The 22,583-nt window shown below is 68.2% G+C and carries 20 protein-coding genes and 1 riboswitch; of the genes, 12 read left to right on the top strand and 8 right to left on the bottom strand.

The genetic code is table 11. The features are described 5' to 3' along the window. Window positions 1-67 precede the first annotated feature (67 nt). Complete coding sequence (locus tag Q8N19_RS11660) at window positions 68-1,132, top strand: efflux RND transporter periplasmic adaptor subunit (RefSeq protein ID WP_305590811.1); 1,065 nt, start codon at window positions 68-70, stop codon at window positions 1,130-1,132. Window positions 1,133-1,159: 27 nt separating this feature from the next. Next, window positions 1,160-4,393 (top strand): efflux RND transporter permease subunit, encoded by a 3,234-nt coding sequence (locus Q8N19_RS11665; protein WP_305590813.1) that lies wholly within the window; start codon window positions 1,160-1,162, stop codon window positions 4,391-4,393. 4 nt (window positions 4,394-4,397) lie between these two features. Here the strand turns inward: Q8N19_RS11665 and Q8N19_RS11670 are convergent, their stop codons facing one another. Both Q8N19_RS11670 and Q8N19_RS11675 read right to left on the bottom strand, forming a co-directional pair. Next, window positions 4,398-6,152, bottom strand: coding sequence for an ABC transporter ATP-binding protein/permease (locus tag Q8N19_RS11670; protein WP_305590847.1), 1,755 nt, complete (start codon window positions 6,150-6,152; stop codon window positions 4,398-4,400). Window positions 6,153-6,243: 91 nt separating this feature from the next. Then, window positions 6,244-7,035 (bottom strand): hypothetical protein, encoded by a 792-nt coding sequence (locus Q8N19_RS11675; protein WP_305590814.1) that lies wholly within the window; start codon window positions 7,033-7,035, stop codon window positions 6,244-6,246. A gap of 75 nt (window positions 7,036-7,110) precedes the next feature. Between Q8N19_RS11675 and Q8N19_RS11680 the strand changes: the two genes are divergently transcribed. Then, window positions 7,111-7,719, top strand: a complete 609-nt coding sequence (locus Q8N19_RS11680; protein WP_305590816.1) for a TIGR00730 family Rossman fold protein — start codon at window positions 7,111-7,113, stop codon at window positions 7,717-7,719. A gap of 37 nt (window positions 7,720-7,756) precedes the next feature. On the opposite strand, the gene dksA is transcribed toward Q8N19_RS11680, so the two are convergent. Then, window positions 7,757-8,182, bottom strand: coding sequence for an RNA polymerase-binding protein DksA (dksA, locus tag Q8N19_RS11685; protein ID WP_305590818.1), 426 nt, complete (start codon window positions 8,180-8,182; stop codon window positions 7,757-7,759). Window positions 8,183-8,254: 72 nt separating this feature from the next. Next, window positions 8,255-8,713: a flagellar assembly protein FliX gene (locus Q8N19_RS11690; RefSeq protein WP_305590819.1), complete on the bottom strand. Its 459-nt coding sequence runs from the start codon at window positions 8,711-8,713 to the stop codon at window positions 8,255-8,257. Between the two features lie 210 nt (window positions 8,714-8,923). Here Q8N19_RS11690 and Q8N19_RS11695 point away from each other — a divergent pair, with 210 nt between their 5' ends. From Q8N19_RS11695 to Q8N19_RS11715, 5 genes are all read left to right on the top strand, one after another. Beyond that, window positions 8,924-10,030 (top strand): flagellar basal body P-ring protein FlgI, encoded by a 1,107-nt coding sequence (locus tag Q8N19_RS11695; protein WP_305590821.1) that lies wholly within the window; start codon window positions 8,924-8,926, stop codon window positions 10,028-10,030. Further along, window positions 10,030-10,350, top strand: a complete 321-nt coding sequence (locus Q8N19_RS11700; protein WP_305590823.1) for a rod-binding protein — start codon at window positions 10,030-10,032, stop codon at window positions 10,348-10,350. Before Q8N19_RS11695 ends, Q8N19_RS11700 begins: the two co-directional genes overlap by 1 nt. 5 nt (window positions 10,351-10,355) lie before the next feature. After that, the gene (locus Q8N19_RS11705; protein WP_305590825.1) at window positions 10,356-10,799 is read left to right on the top strand and encodes a flagellar basal body protein; all 444 of its coding nucleotides are present in this window, start codon (window positions 10,356-10,358) and stop codon (window positions 10,797-10,799) included. A 69-nt stretch (window positions 10,800-10,868) separates the two neighbouring features. Continuing rightward, window positions 10,869-11,028: riboswitch (FMN riboswitch) on the top strand. An 87-nt stretch (window positions 11,029-11,115) separates the two neighbouring features. Then, window positions 11,116-11,610, top strand: a complete 495-nt coding sequence (locus Q8N19_RS11710) for a 6,7-dimethyl-8-ribityllumazine synthase (RefSeq protein WP_305590827.1) — start codon at window positions 11,116-11,118, stop codon at window positions 11,608-11,610. Continuing rightward, on the top strand, window positions 11,610-12,053 hold the full coding sequence (locus Q8N19_RS11715; protein WP_305590829.1) for a PaaI family thioesterase: 444 nt from the start codon (window positions 11,610-11,612) through the stop codon (window positions 12,051-12,053). Before Q8N19_RS11710 ends, Q8N19_RS11715 begins: the two co-directional genes overlap by 1 nt. Here Q8N19_RS11715 and Q8N19_RS11720 read toward each other — a convergent pair. Beyond that, entirely contained in the window at window positions 12,050-13,627 is a 1,578-nt protein-coding gene (locus Q8N19_RS11720; RefSeq protein ID WP_305590831.1) for an ABC-F family ATP-binding cassette domain-containing protein, read from the bottom strand. The genes Q8N19_RS11715 and Q8N19_RS11720 overlap by 4 nt on opposite strands. A gap of 205 nt (window positions 13,628-13,832) precedes the next feature. Here Q8N19_RS11720 and Q8N19_RS11725 point away from each other — a divergent pair, with 205 nt between their 5' ends. From Q8N19_RS11725 to Q8N19_RS11735, 3 genes are all read left to right on the top strand, one after another. Next, a complete protein-coding gene (locus tag Q8N19_RS11725; protein ID WP_305590833.1) occupies window positions 13,833-15,038 on the top strand; it encodes a dipeptidase in 1,206 nt (401 codons plus the stop codon). Between the two features lie 106 nt (window positions 15,039-15,144). Further along, window positions 15,145-18,036 (top strand): excinuclease ABC subunit UvrA, encoded by a 2,892-nt coding sequence (uvrA, locus tag Q8N19_RS11730; RefSeq protein WP_305590835.1) that lies wholly within the window; start codon window positions 15,145-15,147, stop codon window positions 18,034-18,036. 111 nt (window positions 18,037-18,147) lie between these two features. Next, window positions 18,148-18,759 (top strand): glutathione S-transferase family protein, encoded by a 612-nt coding sequence (locus Q8N19_RS11735; RefSeq protein ID WP_305590837.1) that lies wholly within the window; start codon window positions 18,148-18,150, stop codon window positions 18,757-18,759. 11 nt (window positions 18,760-18,770) lie between these two features. Here the strand turns inward: Q8N19_RS11735 and Q8N19_RS11740 are convergent, their stop codons facing one another. Beyond that, window positions 18,771-19,703 (bottom strand): hypothetical protein, encoded by a 933-nt coding sequence (locus Q8N19_RS11740; RefSeq protein ID WP_305590839.1) that lies wholly within the window; start codon window positions 19,701-19,703, stop codon window positions 18,771-18,773. A 125-nt stretch (window positions 19,704-19,828) separates the two neighbouring features. Between Q8N19_RS11740 and trmFO the strand changes: the two genes are divergently transcribed. Further along, entirely contained in the window at window positions 19,829-21,238 is a 1,410-nt protein-coding gene (trmFO, locus tag Q8N19_RS11745; protein WP_305590841.1) for a methylenetetrahydrofolate--tRNA-(uracil(54)-C(5))-methyltransferase (FADH(2)-oxidizing) TrmFO, read from the top strand. A 3-nt stretch (window positions 21,239-21,241) separates the two neighbouring features. On the opposite strand, the gene Q8N19_RS11750 is transcribed toward trmFO, so the two are convergent. Together Q8N19_RS11750 and Q8N19_RS11755 are read right to left on the bottom strand one after the other, a co-directional pair. Further along, the gene (locus Q8N19_RS11750; protein ID WP_305590843.1) at window positions 21,242-21,934 is read right to left on the bottom strand and encodes a squalene/phytoene synthase family protein; all 693 of its coding nucleotides are present in this window, start codon (window positions 21,932-21,934) and stop codon (window positions 21,242-21,244) included. Between the two features lie 67 nt (window positions 21,935-22,001). Further along, window positions 22,002-22,583 (bottom strand): urate hydroxylase PuuD (locus Q8N19_RS11755; protein ID WP_305590845.1); only part of this gene is annotated, 582 nt, incomplete at its 5' end.

Here is a 22,583-nt window from a genome sequence, read left to right on the forward strand (position 1 = left end):
AAAGAACGTGGGAATGCGGCCTCCTCGGACATTCATGAAGCCGGGTTGGCTGGGGGAAATTTACGGCATGCGTCTCAAGGCGTCTCACATCTTCATCCTCGCCGTGTTCGGCGTGCTGGTGGTCTATTTCGTGGCCATGTCGCTTCTGGGCGGCGGCGACAGCGCGCCGGCGGCGGCGCCGAAGGCGGCTGACCAGCCGCCCCAGGTCCAGGTCACCGTAACGCCTGAGGTCACCCGGCCCTATGTGGTCACCCTGCGCGGCCGCACCGAGGCCGCCCGCAGCGTCGTAGTCCGCGCCGAGACCTCCGGGGTCGTCGCCTCGACGCCAGCCCGGGAAGGCGCCTTCGTCCAGAAGGGCGCAGTGCTCTGCCGGCTGTCGGTGGACGCCCGTCAGGCGGCCCTCGACCAGGCCCGCGCGGCCCTGCGCTCGCGGGAGTTGCAACGCCGGGCGTCCGCCTCACTGGCGGAAAAGGGCTACCGGTCCGAGACCCAGGTCCTGCAGGACCAGGCCAATCTGGACGCCGCCGCCGCAGCGGTGCGGCAGGCCGAAATCGCCCTGGAGCAGGTCAATATCCGCGCGCCCTTCGCCGGCGTGTTCGACAATCGCGATGCCGAGATCGGGACCTATCTGTCCCCCGGACAGCCCTGCGGCACCCTGATCGAACTGAACCCCATCCTCATCGTCGGCAACGTGCCTGAGACGCAGGCTGGTCGGATCCGCACCGGCGAGCCCGCCACCGCCACCCTGGTGTCGGGAGAAACCCTGTCGGGCCAGGTTCGGTTTGTGGGCCGCGAGGCCGACCCCCAGACCCGGACCTACCGGCTCGAGGTCGTCGCGAGCAACCCGCAGCAGGCCGTCCGCTCTGGCCTGTCGGCGGACGTCCGGATCACCACCGCCTCGGGTCCCGCCCACCTCGTGCCCCCCTCGGCCATGGTGCTGGACGCCGAGGGCCGCCAGGGCGTGCGCCATGTGGGTCCCGGCGACGTCGTGGTCTTCACCCCGGTCCAGGTGACCGAGGAGAGCGCCGAGGGCGTCTGGGTGCGTGGCCTTACCGGCGAGGCGCGCGTCATTACGGTCGGCCAGTCCTATGTGGACCAGGGCCAGAAGGTTCGCGTGGCGCTGGCCCGCTAGGGCGCGTCGCACAGGAGGCTTGAGAGTATGATCGGTCCGCTGATCGACGGCGCCATCAAGCGGCGGAAGGTGGTGCTGGGGGTCACCCTGATCGCCAGCATCTTCGGCTTCTTCGGCTACCTCGCCATGCCCCGGGAGGCCAACCCCGACATCGACTTCCCCTTTGTCTCGGTGGTGGTCCCATACCCCGGCGTGAGTCCGGAGGATTCCGAGCGCCTGCTGGTCAAGCCGCTCGAGGTGGAGCTTCAGTCCATCGAGGGCCTGAAGGAGATGAACTCCGCGGCGCGCCAGAGCATGGCGATCGTCAACCTGGAGTTCGAGGCCGACTTCGACAAGGACAAGGCCCTAGCCGAGGTCCGCGCCAAGGTCGACCTGGCCCGCGGCCGCTTCCCCCCCGACGCCGAAGAACCGATCATCGAGGAGGCCAATTTCAGCGGCGAGCCGATCATCGGCATCGTCCTGTCGGGCGCCGCGCCGGAGCGCGAGCTTTATCGCATCGCCCGCTCCCTGCAGGACCGGCTTGAAGCCGCCCCCGGCGTGCTGGAGGTCCAGCTCAGCGGCGGCCGCGAGGAGATGCTTGAGGTCACCATCGATCCCCTGCGGATGGAGGCCTACAACGTCACCACCGGAGAGCTGGCCCAGGTCATCAGCCGAAACAACCAGCTGGTTCCCGCCGGGAACCTGCGGTCCGGCGGCAGCCAGTTCGCGGTGAAGGTTCCCGGCGTGGTCGAGGAGCCCTCCGACATCCTCAGCCTGCCCATCAAGAAGAGCGGCGACCGGGTCATCACGGTCGGCGACATCGGCGAGGTGCGGCGCACCTTCAAAGAGCCGAACTTCATCACCCGCTACAATGGCGAGCCGGCCATGTCGCTGGAGGTGGCCAAGCGCAGCGGCGCCAACATCCTCGACACGGTCGACGCCGTCCGCGCCGTCGTGGCCGACGAGGAGGCCCGCTGGCCCGACACGATCCGGGTGTCCTACACCTACGACCAGAGCGACTTCATTCACCGCACCCTGGTGGTGCTGGAGTCCGGCCTGCTGATCGCCACCATCCTGGTGATGATGATCATCGTCTACAGCCTGGGCATCCGGCAGGGACTTATGGTCGGCGCAGCCATCCCGGCCTGCTTCATGCTGGCCTTCCTGATGCTGAACGCCTCAGGCGTGACCCTGAACCAGATGGTGATGTTCGGGCTTGTCCTGGCCGTCGGCATCCTGGTGGACGGCGGGATCGTCGTGGTCGAGTACGCCGACCGGAAGATGGCCGAGGGCCTGCCCAAGGAGGAGGCCTTCGCCGCCGCCGGCAAGCGGATGTTCTTCCCGGTCCTGAACGGCACCCTGACGACGCTCTGCGCCTTCCTGCCGTTCATGTTCTGGAACTCGATCCCGGGCAAGTTCATGAGCTTCCTGCCCCTGACGCTGATGTACGTCCTGGGCGCCTCCATCTTCGTGGCCCTGATCTTCACCCCGGCGCTGGGCTCCATCTTCGGCCGCAAAGCCGCGGTGGATGAGGCGCATCTGGCGGAGATCGAAAAGTCCGAGCGCGGCGATCCCCGGGAGATGTCGGGCTTCATGGGCTGGTATGCCCGGACGCTCTGGGCTCTGGGGGCCGCCCCTACCCGTACCTTCGCCGCCACCCTGCTGATCGTCGTCGCCATCGTCGGGTGGTTCGCCACGTCCACTCACAGGACCGAGTTCTTCCTGGAGGAGGATCCCGAATGGGCCCAGGTCTATGTGAAGGCCCGGGGCAACCTGTCGCCTGAGGCGCACGACGTGCTGGTCCGCCAGGTCGAGCAGCGCCTGCTCGACGTGCCAGGCGTGGACTCCATCTACACCCGGTCGGGCGCCGCCAGTTCAGGCGGCGGCGGCGGCGGACCGCCCAATGACACGGTTGGCCGGCTGCAGGTCGATCTCGTGGATTTCGAAGAACGGGGCGAACTGGGCCTGCGCGGCGCCGACATCGTCAATGACATCCGCACCCGCCTGACCGATCTGCCCGGCGTGCTGATCGAAGTCCGTGAGCCCCAGGGCGGACCGCCCGTGGGCAAGGATGTTCAGGTCGAACTGCGCAGCCAGAACCCCGAGGCGCTGAACGCCGCGGCCGATCTGATCCGCGCGCGCCTGGCCTCCGATCCCGACCTGTTCGAGCTGGAGGACAACCGCACCTCGCCGGGGATCGAGCTGAACCTGGCCGTCGACCGGCAGGCCGCCGGACGCTACGGCGTCGATGTCCTGTCGGTAGGCCAGGCGATCCAGTTTGTGACCACCGGCGTGCTGGTCGGGCGCTTCCGGCCGGACGACGCCGAAGATGAGCTCGACATCCGGGTGCGATTCCCGGCCGACGCGCGGAACATGGCCGCCTTTGACGACCTGAAAATCTCCACGGCGCTTGGCCCGGTGCCGGCCAGCTATTTCATCCGCCAGGCGCCCGCCCAGCAGGTGACCACCATCCAACGCCGCGACGGTCAGCGCCTGGTCATCGTCCAGGCCAATGCGGTGGAAGGCGTCGCCGCCAACCAGAAGATCGCCCAGCTGCGCCCCTGGCTGGAGCAGGCCGAGATCAGTGATGACGTTCGATGGAAGTTCACCGGCGCCGACGAGGAGGGCCAGGAGGCCGCCCAGTTCTTCGTGGTCGCCATGGCGGTCTCCCTGTTCCTGATGGGGGTGATCCTGCTCTGGCAGTTCAACAGCTTCTACGGCGTGGTGGTGACCCTCTCGGCGGTGGCCCTGTCCACCGTCGGCGTGTTGCTCGGGGTGCAGGTGAATCTCCTGGGCACGTTCAACTATGTCTCGGTGATCATGCTGGGCACCGGCATCGTCGCACTGGCCGGCGTGGTGGTGGGCCACAACATCGTGCTGGTGGACACCTACTACCAGCTGCGCCGGGCCGGCTATCCCGCCGACGACGCCGCCGTCCGCGCCGCCACCCAGCGGTTCCGCCCGGTGATTCTCACCACGGTGGTGACGGTGGTGGGCCTGCTGCCGCTGATGTTCCAGCTCCATCCCAATTTCCGCGCCGGCCATATCGAGTACCGGGCGCCCGGGTCGGAGTGGTGGGTCCAGCTGTCAGCTGCAGTGGTCTGGGGGCTGTCCTTCGCCACCCTGCTGACCCTGGTGTTGACGCCCGTCATGCTGGCCGCGCCCAAGGTCTATGGGGAGCGATTGCGCCGGGCCGGCGGCTGGGGGCGCCGCAAGCTCGGCCTGCGGCCGCGGCAGGGACCGACCGCCCCTGAGGACGCCCTGCCCCGCGCCGCCGAATAGGGCCTCAGCGCTGCCGGGTCTGGCGTCGCCACAGGGCGGCGTATTCCCCGGCGGCGGCGAGCAGTTCCTCGTGGGTTCCCCGCTCGACCACCCGGCCCCGTCGCAGCACGACAATCAGGTCGGCGTCGACGATGGTCGAAAGCCGGTGGGCGACCACCAGGGTCGTGCGCCCCCTACGGACCTTGCGCAGGGTCGCCTGGATGGCTTCCTCCGTGCGCCCATCCAAGGCGCTGGTGGCCTCGTCCAGGATCAGCAGGCGCGGATTGGCCAGCAGGGCGCGCGCGATGCCCACCCGCTGGCGCTCGCCGCCTGAAAGCTTCAGCCCTCGCTCACCGACCCGGGTCTCGAGGCCGTCGGGCAGCGACTCGATGAAGGGAGCCAGCTCTGCGGCCTGGGCGACGGCCTCGATCTCGGCCAGGCTCGCCTGCGGGCGGCCAAAGGCGATGTTGGCACGCAGGGTGTCGTTGAACAGGGCCACGTCCTGCGGCACCAGAGCCACGGCCTGGCGCAGGGCCTCTTGCCGCACCTGCCTCAGATCCAGCCCGTCCAGCAGGACCATCCCCTCCTGGGGATCGATGAGGCGCAGGGCCAGCCGCACGGCTGTGGTCTTGCCAGCCCCGGACGGGCCGACCAGGGCCACGGTCGATCCAGGCTCGGCGACAAAGCTCACATTCAGCAGGCCCTGACTGCGGGCGTCGTGACGAAATCCCACGTCCCGGAACTCCAGCCGCGCGCCGTCCGGCGCCGCCGGCGGCAGAGCCTTGGCCTGGGGCGCGTCCTGGATGTCGGGAGTGCGGTCGGTCAGGGCGACCAGCTGCTCCATGTCAATGAAGGCCTGGCGGATTTCCCGGTAGTTGAACCCCAGCATGTTCAGGGGGGCATAGATGCCGATGAGCAGTAGGATGGCCATGGTGACGTCGCCGATGCGCATGGTTCCGGCCGCCACCTCCAGTCCGGCCAGGACCGTCATCACCGCCAGCCCGATGTTCAGGATCACCGCCTGGGCGCCGTTGAGCAGGGACAGCGAGGTGTTGGCCTTCACCGCGGCGCCCACATATCGGTTCAGCGCCCCGCGATAGGTGTCCACCGCCCGGGTCTCGGCCCCGAAGGTCTTCACCGTCTCGAAGTTCATCAGGGCGTCCACCGACAGGCCCGCGGCGCTGGCGTCGGCCTCGTTGAGCTCCCGGCGATGGGAAAGCCGCCAGTCGGTGATCTTGAAGGTGACCACGGCATAGACCACCACCGTCAGAAACGCGGTGGCGGCGAACCGCCAGTCCAGCCGGACGATCATCACCCCCATGGCCAGCAACAACTCGATCGCCGTAGGGCCGAGGTTGAAGACCACGCTGCGGATCAGGAAGTCCGTGGACCGCGCGCCCCGCTCGATGATCCGGGCCAGGGTCCCGGTCTGTTTGCTCTGGTGAAAGTCCAGGGACAGGGAGACCGCATGGCCAAACCCCTCCACGGCCGCCCGGGCCATGGTCGCCTGGGAGACGACGGTGAAGACCGCGTCCCGGGCGAAGGGCGCGCAGGCCGACAGCAGTCGCAAACCTGCAAAGGCCAGGGCCAGCGCAACGAAGGTGGCGCCCACGACCACCACGCCGCCCGCGACGGACAGGGTGTTGATCGCCTCTCCCAGCATGACCGGCGCCAGCACGGCGGCCACCTTGCCGACCAGAACCAGGATGACCGATGCGATAAGGCGCAGGCGCAGCTGAGGCGCGCCTGAGCGCATGACCAGGGCGCCGAGGTCGGCCATGGCCGGCCAGAAGCGGAAGTCGCCCGCCGGGGCCAAATCACCGCCGCCGCGCCCTCGGGCCAGTCCAGGAGGATTCAAGCGAGCGCTCCGATCAATCCAGCAAGAGGGTCGACTGCAGGCCGCCCCCGGGGGTCAGCCAGTCCACGCGCAGGCCATGGCGGGTGCGCGCCGCGCGGATCGCCCCCTCCTCCGGCGCGGCCGCAGGGGTGGCGTCGACCTCTGCGCTGAGGTCGAGGGACTCGCCCTGCACCCGGATCTGGTGGGGCCCCGGCGGCACCGGCGCGCCGAAGGGCAGGCTGAAATGGCCCGCCGCATTGGCGCGGCCGCTGGTGGAGACCGTGCGCCCGTCGATCCGCACCGACAGGATCGCCTCCGGGGGCGCTGTGCCGGAGATCACGGCGCCGCCCTCCTCGTCGAAGTCAAAGGCGGCGATGCCCTGCTTCGCCGCGCCCTGGACCACCACGGCCCCGGCGCCGGCCCGCAGGAGGACCAGCCGCCCGTCCGGCAGGACCAACTGATAGCCCTCCGCCTGAACGGTGCGCTCCCCCACGAGCATCGACAGTCCAAAAATTCGTGCGGCGTCGCTGGCGCCCAGGGGGATCGTCCAGGCGCCGCCGCCATCGGCCTCGGTGAGGCGAACCTCACCCTCCGGGGTGGCCAGCCTGACCCGCGCCCGCGGCGCTGCGACACCGCTGAGCACCAGACCATCGGGCCCAGTCCGCAGGGCTCGCGCGCTCGGGGGCGAAAGATAGGAGCTTGGCGCCTCGGCCTCGCGGTTCAGGGGCGAGCCAGCCCCCACCTGGCCCTCGCCGCAAGCGCTGAACAGGGCGAGGCCAGCCATGCCGACGACCGACCGCGCCACGAGGGTTTGCTTGAATCGCATCATGTCACACCCTAGCTAAGCGGATTCCCGGCCTGCCCTGTGCGCCGGTGACCTTTTTTCCGGAGCCAACACCCTATGGGCGCTTCGCCCCCCAGCATCGAGTCCGTCTGTGTCTTTTGCGGATCGTCTGACGCCGCAGACCCCACCCTCCTGTCCGACGCCGCAGCGTTCGGCCGCGTCCTGGCCGACCAGGGTCGGCGCCTGATCTATGGCGGCGGCGGGGTGGGCTTGATGGGGGCCTGCGCCAGGGCCGCCCACGAGGCCGGCGGCGACGTCCTGGGGATCATTCCGGAGTTCCTGACCAGCCGTGAGCGCGCCCTCGACGTCGTCGAGACCATCGTCGTGCGCTCCATGCACGAGCGCAAACAGATCATGTTCGAGCGCTCCGATGGCTTCGTCGTGCTGCCAGGGGGCATCGGCACCCTGGAGGAGATCATCGAACTCCTGTCCTGGCGCCGGCTCGACCTGCATCGCAAGCCCGTGGTCTTCTACAGCCCGGAAGGGTTCTGGGACCCGCTGTTCAAGCTGCTGGAACACACGGTCGCTGCGCGGCTGACCCCGCCCGACTTCATGGACAGCTGGGCGGTGGCGGGCGCAGTCGACGAAATCCTGCCGCGCCTCGACGGACGTCTGGCCCAGGGGGATGTGGAAGCCGCCGCCCTGACCACCACCCGGGTGACCTGAGCCCACGCACCGTGGCGGGCGCGGCGACAGCAGGCCTTCAGTCGTCGCGGTGGACCCGTTCGCGGCGCTCATGGCGTTCCTGGGCCTCCAGGCTCAGGGTGGCGATGGGGCGCGCCTCAAGTCGCGCGATACCGATCGGCTCGCCGGTCTCCTCGCAATAGCCGTAGCTGCCGTCCTCGATCCGGCGCAGGGCCTCATCGATCTTGGAGATCAGCTTGCGCTGCCGGTCGCGGGTGCGAAGCTCCAGCGCTCGATCGGTGGCCGACCATGCCCGATCAACGTCATCGGGCAGGTTCTCGGTCTCATTCTGAAGATGCGAAAGGGTTTCCCGGCTCTCGCGGAAAATCTCTTCCTTCCAAGTCATGAGCTTCTGCCGGAAATACTCGACTTGGCGCTCATTCATGAACTCTTCGTCCTCAGACGGACGATAAGAACTCTCTAAAGCCATGACAGTGGCCGCCATAACGATACCTCACGCCCCTGGACAGTTCCCCGGAACTTGGGAGGCGGCTATATAGCAGAACTTCAGGGACATTCAACGCGACTCCCCTACCGTTGGTAGACCAGCGTTTCGGGCCATTTCGAGTTTGGCCAATTCCACCGCAGCCCGGGTCTCGATCTCGTTCAGAACGCCTTCCAGGCCGGCGTCCTCAGTGGAGGCCCGCTCTTCCCTGACCGCGCGGGTGAGTCGCTCCAACTGCCCCAGAGACAGCTCCCCGCTGACCAGGGCGAGCTTCACCTCGTCCAGCACGTCAAGAATTCGCCCTGCCCGGCTGACGGCGCGGCGGCGACGCTCCAGGGGCCCGCCTGTCTCCTGCAGGGCGAGCAGCGCGCTCAACCCGCCGACCGAGGCCACCGGCCCTGCGGGGCCCGCCGCGGCGGGCGCTGCAGCGCCTGAAACACTGGGCAGACGAAACCCCTCGCCGCCAGACGCCCCCTTGGCGCGACCTGCGCCGGAGGCCTGTCCCGCCGAACCCGAACCCGAAACTTTCATGCGTCCTGCTTTACCAACTGTACGCGCAACCCAGAGTCTCAGCTTCGCCGCTTAGGGTATGGTTAATGCCGGGCAAAATCTGCACCGGACGCTCGGCGCCGCACCCTCCCGAACCTTAGCGCATTGTTTTCAGACGTTTTTGTTTCGATCGCTCCTGGCATGGGGCTCGCATGGCGCAGGACTGACCCTCCTTTGTCCTGGCGAGCGTTCATGTCCCATCCCCTTCGCCTCTTCAGCGCCGTGCTTCTTTGCCTCAGCCTGGCGACAGGCCCGGCCCTGGCCAGTTCGCGCATCAAGGACATCGTCGAGTTCGAAGGCGTTCGCGACAACATGCTGGTGGGATACGGCATCGTGGTCGGCCTGAACGGCACCGGCGACTCGCTGCGCAACGCACCCTTCACCCGTCAGAGCCTTGAGGCCATGCTGGAGCGGCTGGGGGTCAACACCCGGGACGCCAACCTCAACACCAAGAACGTCGCCGCCGTCATGGTGACGGCCAAGCTGCCGGCCTTCGCGGCGGCGGGCTCCCCCATCGACGCCACAGTCTCAGCCATGGGCGACGCAAAGAGCCTGCAGGGCGGCACCCTGCTGGTCACCCCGCTGATGGGCGCCGACGGCGAGGCCTATGCGGTCGCGCAAGGCACGGTGCAGACCGGTTCGGTCTCGGCGGGCGGCGCCTCGGGCTCATCCATTTCCAAGGGCGTACCGACCGCGGGCCGCATCGCCGGCGGCGCCATCGTGGAGCGCGAGCTCGGCTTCCAGCTGGCCTCCATGGGTCAGATGCGCATGACCCTGCGCAATCCCGACTTCACCACCTCGCGCCGGATCGCCGAGGCGGTGAACCGGCAGTTCCCCGGCACGGCCCATGCCCAGAACCCGACCATCGTCGCGGTCCGCCCCCCAGCGGGCCATGACATGACCGCCTTCCTGGCCCAGATCGAAAATCTGGCCGTTCAGCCTGACAACGCCGCCAAGGTGGTGATCGATGAGGTCTCCGGGGTCATTGTCATGGGCGAGGCGGTCCGCGTCTCCACTGTGGCCATCGCCCAAGGCAACCTGACGATCCGTGTTCAGGAGTTCCCTGACGTCGTCCAGCCTGCGCCCTTCAGCCAGGGGCAGACCGTCGTGGTCCCCCAAAGCGCCGTCGAGGTCGAGGAGGAGAAGGGCAAGCAGTTCCTCACCGTGCGCAACGGCGCCTCTCTGTCGGATCTGGTGGCGGGCCTCAACGCCCTGGGCGTCACGCCCCGGGACATGATCTCGATCCTGCAGACCATCAAGGCCGCCGGCGCCCTGCAGGCCGACATCGAGGTGATGTGATGAGCGCCCTGTCCCCGATCTCCGCCATCGTCCCCGCCCCTGGCGCCACGGCCGGCGCCCAGAGCACCGCCGAACTCGCCAAGCGTGGGCAGATCGAGAAGACCGCCGAGGATTTCGAGGCCGCCTTCCTGTCGATCATGATGCAGCAGATGTTCACCGCCACCGAGGTCTCCGCCCCCTTTGGCGGCGGTCAGGCGGAGAACCAGTTCCGCTCCTTCCTCACCGAGGCCTTCGCCCGGGAGACCACCAAGAGCGGCGGGATCGGGCTGGCCGACACGGTCGCCCGCGAAATGTTGAAACTACAAGGCCTGGAGGAGTAGCCGCCATGGCGATCGCCGCGACGGACGCGCAAGACCGCGTCGAACAGCTGAGCCTGCTGACCGAACGCCTCACCGAACTGGTCGCCCAGAGCGCCCAGGCCTTCGAGGAGGGCCGCCCTCACAAGGCGGCCGAACAGCTGGATGAAACCACCCGGCTGGCCAATGTCTATCGCCATGAGTCAGCCCGGGTGCGGGCCAATCCCGACCTGGTGGCCGCTGCGCCGCTCGCCCAGCGCAGCCGGCTGATCCGCGCCACCGAAGCCTTCGACGCCGTCCTGGCCCGGCAGGGTCGCGCGATCGCTGCGGCCCGCACCGTGACCGAGGGCCTGGTCAAGGCCATCGCCGACGAGGTGGCGAGCCAGCGGGGCGAAGCCGCAGGCTACGGCCCCCGCTCCGGCCAGGCGGCCAACAAGGCCGCATCGGCCATCACCCTCAACCAGCGCGCCTGAACGATCAAACGCTTGTTTGACGGCCGGGTCTGCCGCTAAGCTCGCCTGGTCGCCGGGGGTTCCGGCGATCTACGTTCTCAGGGCGGGGTGAAATTCCCCACCGGCGGTAATGCCAGGCTCCAGAGTCTGGACGAGCCCGCGGGCGCCTGCCGGCCTCACCGCCGCCAGGGACGAGCAGACCCGGTGTGATCCCGGGGCCGACGGTTAGAGTCCGGTTATGAGAACCGTTGGGCGACACCTTGAGGGCGCGTGCGCCCGCATGGTTCGTCCAGCGCGCCCCTGAGTCGTGGTTCATCCACCCGTCAGGGAAACGACCATGACCCAAGCCGCCTTCGAACTTCCCACCGCCAATGGCGCCTTCCGCGCCGCCCGCATCGCCTTTGTGCAATCGCTTTGGCATCGGCACATCGTCGACCAGGCCCACACAGGCTTCATTGAGGCCATCGGCGAACGGGGCTTTGGCCCCGAGCGCATCGACCGCTTCGAGACCCCCGGCGCCTTTGAGATCCCGCTGCACGCCCAGAGCCTGGCCCGAACCGGCCGCTACGCCGCCGTCGTGGCGGCAGGCTTCGTGGTGGACGGGGGCGTCTATCGCCACGAGTTCGTCGCTCAGACCGTGATCGCCGCCCTGATGCAGGTGCAGCTGGCCACCGAGACTCCGATCTTCTCGGTGGTTCTGACCCCGCACCACTTCCATGAGCATCAGGTCCACCAGGACTTCTTCGGCGCCCACTTCCGCATCAAGGGCCAGGAGGCGGCCGAGGCCTGCGCGGGCACGCTGGAAAGTCTCGCGCGACTGGCGGCCGCCTGATGGCCGTCTCTCCAGACCAGGCCCCGCCGGAGGGTTTCGCTCTCCACGGGCGCACCAGTCCTCTCACCGACCCCTGGGCGCCGATCTATGCCCGGACAACACCGCAGGCGGTCATCCTCGGGCTCTGGGCCCGCGGGCCGCATGTGAATGGGCGGGGCTTCGTCCACGGGGGCCTGATCATGGCCCTGTGCGACAACGCCATGGGCCTGTCCTGCGTGCAGGCGGCGGGGGGCGAGGCCTCCATGCTGACGGTCAATATGACCGTCGACTTCCTGGAAGCCGCTCAGATCGGCCAGTGGCTGACCTTTGAGACCGAGTTCGTCCGCCCGGGCGGCACGCTGGCCTTCGCCCAGGCCTTCGCCCGGGCGGACGGCGTTCCCTGCGCCCGGGCCAATGGGGTCTTTCGGATTGTCCGCCGGGAGGCCAGGTCCCCGCGGGACTAGCCCAGCTGGATCTGCCGATCGACGCCGACTCCCGCCAGGAAGTCGGCGTCGTGGCTGACCAGCAAAAGCGCCCCGTCATAGGCGCCCAGCGCCGCCTCCACCGCCGCCAGGGACTCCAGGTCCAGGTGGTTGCTGGGCTCATCCAGCACCAGAAACTGGGGTGGGGCGGGCCGCATCAGGACGCAGGCCAGGGCGGCGCGCAGACGCTCCCCGCCGCTCAGGTCAGCGACCCTTCGCTCAGCCGCCCGATTGCGGAACAGGAACCGGGCCAGGGCGGCCTGGGCGGCGTTGCGGTCTGCCGTCGGGTTGAGCCGCTGGTAGGCCTCCAGCAGCGTCTCTTCCGGCCGCAGCAGGCGCAGCTGCTGATCGAAAACGGCCGGCGCGACGCCAAGGCGCAGCTGGCCGCGGATGGATTCCTGTTGGCCGCTCAACACGCGCAGCAGGGTGGACTTGCCCGACCCATTGGGGCCGCACAGGGCCAGGCGCTCAGGCCCGGTGATTCTGAGGTCGAGGCCGCGGATGAGCACCCGGCCGTCCGGCGCGCGCACCTCCACTCCCTCGGCGCTGACAACGGTCTTGCCCTCGGCCAGACCGCTGGCGGGCAGGTCGAAGCCGAGACGACGCGCGGCCTCGACCCTCGCCTTGGCGGCCTCCAGCCGATCAGCGGCGGCCTCGGTGCGGCGCTCGGCCAGGCGGTCGAGACGCCCCGAGCTGTTCTGGGCCCGCTCTGCCTGGGCGCCGAGCAGGATCTTGGGCTCACTGCCCCGGGCGGCGAAGCGCGCGCCGGCGGCGTCCCGCCTGGCCTTGCGCTCCCGGTCCGTCTGGATATCCCGCGCCGCCTGGGCGGCCGCCTGCTGAGCCGAATCCAGATCGCGCTGGGCGGCGGCCGCAGCCTCGGCCTTGCGCGCGACATAGAGGTCATAGCCGCCGCCATAGAGCTGCGGACCCAGGCTCGACAGCTCCAGGATCTGATCCATCTTCCGCAGCAGGGCGCGGTCATGGCTGATCGCCAGCACCCCGCCCCCGTGGGTCGCCACCGCCTCGGCGATCAGGATGCGACCCGCAGCGTCGAGGTCGTTGGTGGGCTCATCCAGGATCAGCAGGTCTGGCCCCTGGACCAGGAGCCCGGCCAGGGCGGCCCGGGTCGCCTCCCCGCCGCTCAGGCTGGCGGCGGGACGCCCCAGGTCCAGACCGCCCAGGCCCAGGCGCTCCAGGCTGGCCTCCAGCCGGGCCTCCAAGGTCCAGTCGGCGAGATCGAGGTCCTCGGCCGAGCCCGTCCCGGCGGCGATGCGGCCGAGCCGAGCCAGGGGCTCGGCAAGCCCCATCAGGTCGGCGACCTGTCCCTCTGGCGCCCCGGCCCTTTGGCGCAGCACGCCGATCTGGCCGCTGACGCTCACGGAGCCCTCCGCCGGGGCCGCCTCCCCCAGGATCAGGCGGACAAGGGTCGACTTACCCGCGCCATTGGCGCCGACCAGGCCGGTGCGTTCGGCGCCGAGCGCCAGGCTGAGGTTTTCGAAAAGGCGACGGCCGTCAGGGGTGCTGGCGGTCAGACGATCGAGGGTGACGAAGGGCATGGGACGCAGTCCGGGCGACGTTTGCAGGCGGGGCGAGGCGGGCGGGCGTCGCGAGGCGCATGTCGGGGACTCCTTCGTCGGATGACCGCTAGATAGGCGATGGGGGGGCGTGGCGCAAATCTCCCCCGCCCGGGCCGCCTCGCCATTGCGCCGCTCCGGCGGCTGGCCCTAACTGCACGCTCAGCCATCCAAGGAGTTCCGTCCCGTGTCCCGTCGCGCCCTGTTCGCCAGCCTCCTCGTCCTCGCCGCCGCCGGCGCCGCCCACGCCCAGACCCCGGCGCAGATGCACGAGCAGGCCATCGTGCTCGACACCCACTTCGACACCCCGGCCAACTTCTCAGCCAGCGGGTGGAGCATCATGGACCGGCACGATTTCGCCATCGATGGCACCCAGGTGGACTATCCGCGAATGGTCGAAGGCGGCGTCGATGGCGGCGTCTTCGTGGTCTTCACCCCGCAGCGGGGACGCGACGCGGTCGCCGACATGTGGTCCCGCGACCACGCCCTGACCCGGACGGCCGAAATCCTGCAGATGACCGCCCGCCACCATGAGCACTTCGCCCTGGTGACCACCCCGGCCCAGGCCCGCGAGGCCCTGGCGGCTGGCAAGAAGTTCGTGTTCATCAGCCTGGAGAACGGCGCGCCGCTGTCCGGCGACCTGTCGCTGATGGAGACCTTCTACAAGCTCGGCGTGCGGATGATGGGCCCCGTCCATTTCGCCAATAACGACCTGGCTGACTCCTCCACCGACCCCAAGGGTCCCGAGTTCGGCGGCCTGAGCGACAAGGGCCGGGCCTTTGTGCGGCACGCCAACGATCTGGGGATCGTCATCGACCCGAGCCATGCTTCGGACCTCGCCCTGGACCAGATGCTGGACCTGTCGCGGGCGCCGCTGATCCTGTCCCACTCTGGCGTGAAGGCCGTCTACGACCACCCGCGCAACATCCCCGACGACCTGCTGCGCAAGCTGGCCGACAAGGGCGGCGTCATCCAGATCAACGCCTTCTCCGGCTACATGGTGGAGACCCCTCGCATCCCCGAGCGCAACGCCGCTCTGGCCGCGCTAACCCAGAAGTACGGCCCGCAGCGGGACGTGAAGCCCGAGCAGCGTGACGCCTATCTGGCCGAGCGGGCCGCCATCGAGGCGCAATACCCCCTGCCCCGGGCCAATATGGACGACCTGATGAAGCACATCCTGCACGTGGTGGAGACGGTCGGTATCGACCATGTGGGCATCTCGGGCGACTTCGACGGCGGCGGCGGCATTGAGGGCTTCGAGGATGTGACCGCCTTCCCGGCCCTGACCGAACGTCTGGTCGCCGCGGGCTTCACCCAGGCCGACCTGGACAAGTTCTGGGGCGGCAATGTGCTGCGCGTGATGGAGCAGGTTCAGTCTGCGGCGACCCGCTGAGCGGGACTTTGTTCCCCCCTTGTTCTCGTGTTATCTCTGAGTCCCGGCACTACATAGAAACCGGCCGCCTGGAACCCGGGCGGCCGGCAGGGCTTCCAGGACAATCATGGCCGATCAGCTGAACTTCATCCGCGTGCGCGGCGCGCGGGAGCACAACCTCAAGGACGTCAATGTCGACATCCCGCGGGGCGAGCTGGTGGTGCTCACGGGGCTGTCGGGTTCCGGCAAGAGCTCTCTGGCCTTCGACACCATCTATGCCGAGGGTCAACGCCGCTATGTGGAGAGCCTTTCGGCCTATGCCCGCCAGTTCCTGGAGCTGATGAGCAAGCCCGATGTCGACCTGATCGAGGGCCTTTCGCCGGCCATCTCCATTGAGCAGAAGACCACCAGCCGCAATCCCCGCTCCACCGTCGGCACGGTCACCGAGATCCACGACTATATGCGCCTGCTGTGGGCGCGGGTGGGCATCCCCTATTCGCCCGCCACCGGTCTGCCCATCGAGAGCCAAACCGTCAGCCAGATGGTCGACAAGCTGACCGCCCTGCCCGATGGCGAGCGGCTCTATCTGCTGGCGCCGGTGATCCGCGGGCGCAAGGGCGAGTACCGTAAGGAAATCGCCGAGTGGCAGCGGGCGGGCTTCCAGCGGCTGAAGATCGACGGGACCTTCTATCCCATTGAGGACGCACCGGTTCTCGACAAGAAGTTCAAGCACGACATCGACATCGTCGTAGACCGGCTGGTGACCCGGGGCGACCAGGAAAGCCGCTACGCTGACAGCCTGGAAACCGCTCTGCGGCTGGCTGACGGGATCGCCACGGCCGAGTGGGCCGACGTGGCCGAGGGCGCGACCGAGCCGCGCCAGATCATCTTCTCGGAGAAGTTCGCCTGCCCGGTCTCGGGCTTCTCGATCAGCGAGATCGAGCCGCGGCTGTTCTCTTTCAACAATCCTTTCGGTGCCTGCCCGGCCTGTGACGGCCTGGGCGCCAAGCTCGCCTTCGACGCTGACATGGTGATTCCGGACAAGGAAAAGTCGCTGCACAAGGGCGCCGTCGCCCCCTGGTCCAAGGGCCCCTCGCCCCTCTACACCCAGACCCTGCAGGCGCTCGCCCGCCACTACGACTTCTCCATGGACGAGCCCTGGTGGAAGCTGCCGGACGCCGCCCGTGAGGTGATCCTGAATGGCACCAAGGGCCAGAAGATCCACTTCGTCTATGACGACAACGCCCGCAAGTACGAGGTCAACAAGACCTTCGAGGGCGTCCTGCCGAACCTCGAGCGCCGCTGGCGGGAGACCGATTCCGCCTGGGTGCGCGAGGAGTTGGGGCGGTTCCAGTCGGAGACCCCATGCGAGGTCTGCGAGGGCTACCGCCTGAAGCCCGAGGCCCTGGCGGTGAAGATCGACGGGCGGCACATCGGCGAAATTTCGCGGCTGTCCATCCAGCACGCCCGGGAGTGGTTCACCGCCCTGGAGGACCGGCTCACCGACAAGCAGATGGAGATCGCCCGGCGGATCCTGAAGGAGATCAATGACCGCCTGCGTTTCCTGGTGGATGTGGGTCTGAACTACCTGAACATGTCGCGCAATTCCGGCACCCTGTCCGGCGGCGAGAGCCAGCGTATCCGCCTGGCCAGTCAAATCGGCTCAGGCCTCACCGGGGTTCTCTACGTGCTGGATGAGCCGTCCATCGGCCTGCACCAGCGCGACAACACCCGCCTGCTCAACAGCCTGCGCGGCCTGCGCGACCTGGGCAATTCGGTGCTGGTGGTCGAGCACGACGAAGAGGCCATCATGACGGCCGACTACGTCATCGACATGGGGCCGGCCGCCGGCGTCCACGGGGGCATGATCGTCGCCGAGGGCACGCCCGCGCAGGTAATCGCCAACCCCAAGAGCGTGACCGGCCAATACCTGTCGGGCGCCCGGGAAATCGCCGTCCCCCGGGACCGCCGGCCGATCTCCAGGAAGAAGATGGTCCGCATCGTCGGCGCCAGCGGCAACAACCTGAAGGATGTCACCGGCGAAATCCCCGTCGGCGTCTTCACCTGCATCACCGGCGTCTCCGGCGGGGGCAAGTCGACCTTCACCATCGAGACCCTCTACAAGGCCGCGGCCCGCCGTCTGCACAACGCCAGCGACGCGCCGGCCCAGCACGAGCGGATCGAGGGGCTGGAGAATTTCGACAAGGTCATCGACATCGACCAGTCGCCCATCGGCCGCACCCCGCGGTCGAACCCGGCCACCTATACCGGCGCCTTCCAGCCCATCCGCGACTGGTACGCCGGTCTGCCCGAGGCCAAGGCCCGCGGCTATGGGCCGGGTCGCTTCTCGTTCAACGTCAAGGGCGGCCGCTGCGAGGCCTGCCAGGGCGATGGCCTGATCAAGATCGAGATGCACTTCCTGCCCGACGTCTACGTCACCTGCGATGTCTGCAAGGGCAAGCGCTACAACCGCGAGACCCTGGAGATCCAGTTCAAGGGCAAGTCCATCTCCGACGTCCTCGACATGACCGTCGAAGAGGCCGCCGACTTCTTCAAGGCCGTCCCGCCGGTCCGCGACAAGATGGAGACCCTGAAGCGCGTGGGCTTAAGCTACGTCAAGGTGGGCCAGCCGGCCACCACCCTGTCTGGCGGCGAGGCCCAGCGGGTGAAGCTGTCCAAGGAGCTGTCGCGGCGGGCCACGGGTCGCACGCTGTACATCCTGGACGAGCCCACCACTGGCCTGCACTTCGAGGACATCCAGAAGCTGCTGGAGGTGCTCCACGAGCTGGTGGACCAGGGCAATACGATCGTGGTGATCGAGCACAATCTCGACGTCATCAAGACCGCCGACTGGCTGCTGGACTTCGGCCCCGAGGGCGGCGACGGCGGCGGCGAGATCGTCGCGGTGGGCACGCCCGAAGCCGTGGCCGCCCAGCCGTCCAGCTGGACCGGCCGCTACCTCAAGGACGTGCTGGATCGCCACGAGCAACGCCGCCTGGCGCGCCGCAAGAGCGCCTGAGGTCTGGAGAACTTTTCAGCTTCCAGCGCTGGCTGACCCAACGTCAGGGTTTCCGTAAACGCCTGTTCGAAATAGCCTCGCGCCATTCGTTTAAGCGATTTGGAGCTGACCATGATCCTCTACGGCGCGCCGATGCCGGCGCCGAACCCGCGCCGCGTCCGCATTTTCCTGGCGGAAAAGGGCATCGACCTGCCTGAAACCACGGTCGACATGCGCAAGCGCGAGCACAAGTCGACCGACTATCGGGCCAAGAACTCGCTCGGCCAGATTCCCACCCTGGAGCTGGACGACGGAGCGACCATTTCCGAGACCGTCGCCATCTGCCGTTATTTCGAAGAGACCAATCCCGAGCCGCCGCTGTTTGGCCGCACGGCCCTGGAAAAGGCCCATGTGGACATGTGGGTCCGCCGGGTGGAATTTGTCCTGATGACGCCCGTCGGCAATTTCTGGCGGCACGCCCATCCCTATACCGCCGCCCTGCTGAACCAGTTCAAGGACTTCGGGGAGTCCAACCGCGAGGCCTATGCCAGCGCGCTCAAATGGCTCGACCGGGAGCTGGCCAGCCGCGACTTCATCGCCGGCCACGACTATACGATCGCCGACATCTGCGCCCTGTCGACCGTGGATTTCGCCACCTGGATCGGGCTGGAGATGAACCCCGAACACGCCAATCTGGCCGCCTGGCATCAGCGGGTCACCGCCCGCCCCAGCGCCCAGGCTTGAGTGTCCATGGGTCAGACGAAGTCGTCTGACCCAACTCCCTGCTCTTCGACCGTCGCTGGCAGGAATGTCAGATAGGCGACGACCTGCGGGGTCAGCACGGCGGGATAGAAGATGGCCGTCAGGCCGGCGTTGAAGACCAGATAGAGGAGCGTCTGGGCTGAGATGTAGGCGCCGAACGAGCTGAAGTCCGGCTGGAACACCTCGCCCACCTCGTCCAGACCACCGCCGGCGGCGACAGTGATGATGCCCGCCAGGGCGGCGAAGATGACAATGGCCAGCAGGCTGACGACCAGGATCGTGACCAGGGCCAGGGCATAGGTCCCGAGCAACCTCCAGAAGTGGCCGCGCGTCAGCGACCAGGACCCGAAAACCACCAGACGGCGCTGATCAAAGGTCAGGACCGGCGCCAGGGACAGGCGCACAAGGACAAACAGCCAGAGCCCGGCGAAGAACAGCATCATGGCCGCGCCCACCGTCGCCATGGCGCCCTGGCCAGCCAGCGATGCCACGCCCGCCGCGATAGCCGCCAGCAACGACAGAGCCAGCACACCACCAATGGTCATGAGGTAGTAGATCACCGTCAGGATGATCAGCCGGACCTCATCTGCGCCAAACCGCAGGTGGCCGCTATGGGCGGCTTCCTCGGGCCGCAGTTGCAGCCGATAGACCGCAGCGGCCGCCACCGACATGACCACCAGGCCGATGGGTGCGAGGATCATATAGGTCGGGAGGATCTCGCGCATGAAAACCGCCAGCTCCGCCGGGCTCATCTCAGCAGCGCTTTCGGACTGCATCAGCACATCCCCGCCGAGCAGGATCAGGGCTGTTGCGGTGACGAACGACACCAGAAGGTGGAAGAGCGCCCAGATCAGCGTGACCCGAGGGTGCTCCTGAGTCAGTCGGAAGCCCTCAAAAGCGGCGTCGCCCGGCGATAAGGTGGTCATCTCAGCTCCCCGATCTGCGCCCCAAAGGCTTGAAACGCCTGGAGTCGCCGACCATCGGCGGAGAAACTAGGCGCGCGCCCCGCCCGCCTGCAAGGGCCGGCTCGCGAAGTGTGCAGATCATTGCTATGGGGTCCCTCATGAGCCTCTCTCCTATTCATGTCATCGGCGGCGGTCTGGCCGGTTCCGAGGCCGCCTGGCAGATCGCCCAGGCCGGCGTTCCCGTGGTCCTGCACGAAATGCGCCCGGTGCGCGGCACCGACGCCCACCAGACCGACAAGCTGGCCGAACTGGTCTGCTCCAACTCGTTCCGCGCCGATGACTGGGCCGGAAACGCCGTCGGCCTGCTGCACGCCGAGATGCGGCGGCTTGACTCGATCATCATGTCCTGCGGCGACGCCCATCAGGTTCCGGCCGGCGGCGCCCTGGCCGTCGACCGCGACGGGTTCGCCGACGCGGTGACCGCCAGGCTGCTGGCCCATCCCAACATCACCCTGGACCGGGGCGAGGTCGCCGGCCTGCCGCCTGAGGCGTGGGACAGCGTCATCATCGCCACCGGCCCGCTCACCTCGCCGGCCCTGTCGCAGGCCATCCTCGACCTGACCGGCGAGGGCCAGCTGTCCTTCTTCGACGCCATCGCGCCGATCGTGACGCTGGAGTCGGTGAACATGGACGTCTGCTGGCGCCAGTCCCGCTATGACAAGGCAGGTCCCGGCGGGGATGCGGCGGCCTATATCAACTGCCCCATGGACAAGGACCAGTACGAGGCCTTCATCGACGCCCTGCTGGCCGGGCCGAAGTCCGAGTTCAAGGATTGGGAGCACGTCCCCTATTTCGATGGCTGCCTGCCCATCGAGGTCATGGCCGAGCGCGGCCGGGAAACCCTGCGCCACGGTCCCATGAAGCCCGTCGGCCTGACCAACGCCCACAAGCCTGACGAAAAGGCCTATGCGGTGGTCCAGCTGCGCCAGGACAATGCGTTGGGCACCCTTTGGAACATGGTCGGCTTCCAGACCAAGCTGAAGCACGGCGCCCAGACCGACATCTTCCGCATGATCCCCGGTCTAGAGAAGGCCGTCTTCGCCCGCCTCGGCGGTCTCCACCGCAACACCTTCATCAACAGCCCCCGCCTGCTGGACGGGACCCTGCGGCTGAAGGCGGCCCCGCGCCTGCGGTTCGCTGGTCAGGTGACGGGAGTTGAGGGCTATGTGGAAAGTGCGGCCATCGGCCTGATGGCTGGTCGCCTGGCGGCGGCCGAGCGCCTTGGCGCGCCTATCGCCCCACCGCCGCCGACCACGGCGCTCGGCGCCCTGATCGGCCACATCACCGGCGGGCATCTGGATGGGGGCGCGGGCTCCTTCCAGCCCATGAACATCAACTATGGCCTGATCCCGCCCCTGGAGAGCCCCAAGCGCGACGCCGAAGGCCGCCGCCTCGGCGCCAAGGAACGGGGCCGCACCAAGAAGCGCATGGTGGGCGAACGCGCCCTGGCCGATCTGGACGCCTGGATCGGCCAACCGGCTCTGGCCGCCGAATAGGGCTCAGATCCGCCCGGTCAGGGCGGCCAGGGTGATCCGCCAGCGCTTGCCCACGGGCGAGGGTTCACGGCCCTGCCCATAGACCCTGGCCAACGCGCCATGGGCGCCGGCCGGAAAGGCGGCCACCCCCAGCCCCTTGGCCTGGGCTGTCAGGGGGGCGATGAGTTGGGGCGAGGGAGATGGCTCTCCGGCCAGACGACGTCGGCCCAGCGCCCACAGCGCGCCGGCCGCCTCGGCCCGGTCGCCCTCCCCCGCATCGGCCAGGATCAGGGCCGCCAGGCGCGCGGCCGCGCCGGCCGTCTCCTGCGCCAGCAGCACCGCCTCGGCCCCGTCCAGGGGTTCGGGATCAAGCTGCCGGTATCTGGCGTCGATCATGGTCTCCAGGGGCGCTCGCGGCAGGCCGCGCCGGGCGACCACTTCAGCCAGGGCCACCGCCGTCGGATGGCGGCGGACCGGGCCAGTCCCATAGGCCTCGTCCAGCACCTCCCGCCACCAGGCGAGGCGAATCTCGCCGAGCAGAGCGTTGGAGGCGACCCTGGGGGCCCGGGCCAGTTCGTGATCGTAGGCGTAGAGGACGATGACGTCGGCCCGGTCCTGGGCGTCGGCGATCAGCCGGCTGGACAGCCAGCGATCAGGGTCCACCCGGGCGACCAGGGCGTCCAGATCATCGGCCGGCGGCGTGGCGTCTTCGTCCATGAGGTCCTGAAATGGAAAGGACCCGCCAGGGCGGCGGGTCCTGAAGTCCGGTCGTCGTCGAGAGGTCCTAGCCGAAGATGGTCTGGTTCATGGCCATGGTGACCAGCATCGGCAGGGACAGCAGCGTATTGGTGCGCGAGAACAGCATGGCCGTACGGCCGGCCTTGGCCTTGGCCGCGTCATCGGCCTCGACCATGCCAAGCGCGATCTTCTGGTTCGGCCAGATGAACATCCAGACGTTCATGAACATGATCAGGGCCAGCCACATGCCCACGCCGATGAAGGTGTGCTGGGCAGACACGAACCCACCCACGGCGCCGAGGCTGAGGGCCTCGAGCAGATAGCCGCGGCTCCAGGCGAGCGCGAGGCCAGTGACCACCGTGAACAGCGCCGCCCAGCGGAACCAGAACAGAGCCTCAGGGGCGATGTACTTGCTGATCGCCGGCTTCAGCTCAGCCGGAATGTCCGGCATTTTGCGGATTTGGACGAAGTTGAAATAGTAGAGCAGCCCGATCCAGAGGATACCGAGCACCACGTGGGTCCAGCGCAAGATGGCCTGGACGAAGATTACGTCGGCCCCGCCATTATGGACCAGATAGCCGACGATCATGATGACCGAGAGCAGGAAGCTCACGATCATCGTATTGCG

Source organism: Phenylobacterium sp. (assembly GCF_030693405.1).
Classification (GTDB): Bacteria; Pseudomonadota; Alphaproteobacteria; order Caulobacterales; family Caulobacteraceae; genus Phenylobacterium.

What these genes read in the sequence shown, in the direction of transcription:
- Q8N19_RS11670 (WP_305590847.1), bottom strand. Translation starts at nt 6,152, where the DNA reads ATGGCCGACCTCGGCGCCCTGGTCATGCGCTCAGGCGCGCCTCAGCTG.
- Q8N19_RS11705 (WP_305590825.1), top strand. Translation starts at nt 10,356, where the DNA reads ATGGCGATCGCCGCGACGGACGCGCAAGACCGCGTCGAACAGCTGAGC.
- Q8N19_RS11675 (WP_305590814.1), bottom strand. Translation starts at nt 7,035, where the DNA reads ATGCGATTCAAGCAAACCCTCGTGGCGCGGTCGGTCGTCGGCATGGCT.
- uvrA (WP_305590835.1), top strand. Translation starts at nt 15,145, where the DNA reads ATGGCCGATCAGCTGAACTTCATCCGCGTGCGCGGCGCGCGGGAGCAC.
- dksA (WP_305590818.1), bottom strand. Translation starts at nt 8,182, where the DNA reads ATGGCGGCCACTGTCATGGCTTTAGAGAGTTCTTATCGTCCGTCTGAG.
- Q8N19_RS11750 (WP_305590843.1), bottom strand. Translation starts at nt 21,934, where the DNA reads ATGGACGAAGACGCCACGCCGCCGGCCGATGATCTGGACGCCCTGGTC.
- Q8N19_RS11700 (WP_305590823.1), top strand. Translation starts at nt 10,030, where the DNA reads ATGAGCGCCCTGTCCCCGATCTCCGCCATCGTCCCCGCCCCTGGCGCC.
- Q8N19_RS11660 (WP_305590811.1), top strand. Translation starts at nt 68, where the DNA reads ATGCGTCTCAAGGCGTCTCACATCTTCATCCTCGCCGTGTTCGGCGTG.
- Q8N19_RS11710 (WP_305590827.1), top strand. Translation starts at nt 11,116, where the DNA reads ATGACCCAAGCCGCCTTCGAACTTCCCACCGCCAATGGCGCCTTCCGC.
- Q8N19_RS11735 (WP_305590837.1), top strand. Translation starts at nt 18,148, where the DNA reads ATGATCCTCTACGGCGCGCCGATGCCGGCGCCGAACCCGCGCCGCGTC.
- Q8N19_RS11740 (WP_305590839.1), bottom strand. Translation starts at nt 19,703, where the DNA reads ATGACCACCTTATCGCCGGGCGACGCCGCTTTTGAGGGCTTCCGACTG.
- trmFO (WP_305590841.1), top strand. Translation starts at nt 19,829, where the DNA reads ATGGGGTCCCTCATGAGCCTCTCTCCTATTCATGTCATCGGCGGCGGT.
- Q8N19_RS11680 (WP_305590816.1), top strand. Translation starts at nt 7,111, where the DNA reads ATGGGCGCTTCGCCCCCCAGCATCGAGTCCGTCTGTGTCTTTTGCGGA.
- Q8N19_RS11715 (WP_305590829.1), top strand. Translation starts at nt 11,610, where the DNA reads ATGGCCGTCTCTCCAGACCAGGCCCCGCCGGAGGGTTTCGCTCTCCAC.
- Q8N19_RS11690 (WP_305590819.1), bottom strand. Translation starts at nt 8,713, where the DNA reads ATGAAAGTTTCGGGTTCGGGTTCGGCGGGACAGGCCTCCGGCGCAGGT.
- Q8N19_RS11695 (WP_305590821.1), top strand. Translation starts at nt 8,924, where the DNA reads ATGTCCCATCCCCTTCGCCTCTTCAGCGCCGTGCTTCTTTGCCTCAGC.
- Q8N19_RS11720 (WP_305590831.1), bottom strand. Translation starts at nt 13,627, where the DNA reads ATGCCCTTCGTCACCCTCGATCGTCTGACCGCCAGCACCCCTGACGGC.
- Q8N19_RS11665 (WP_305590813.1), top strand. Translation starts at nt 1,160, where the DNA reads ATGATCGGTCCGCTGATCGACGGCGCCATCAAGCGGCGGAAGGTGGTG.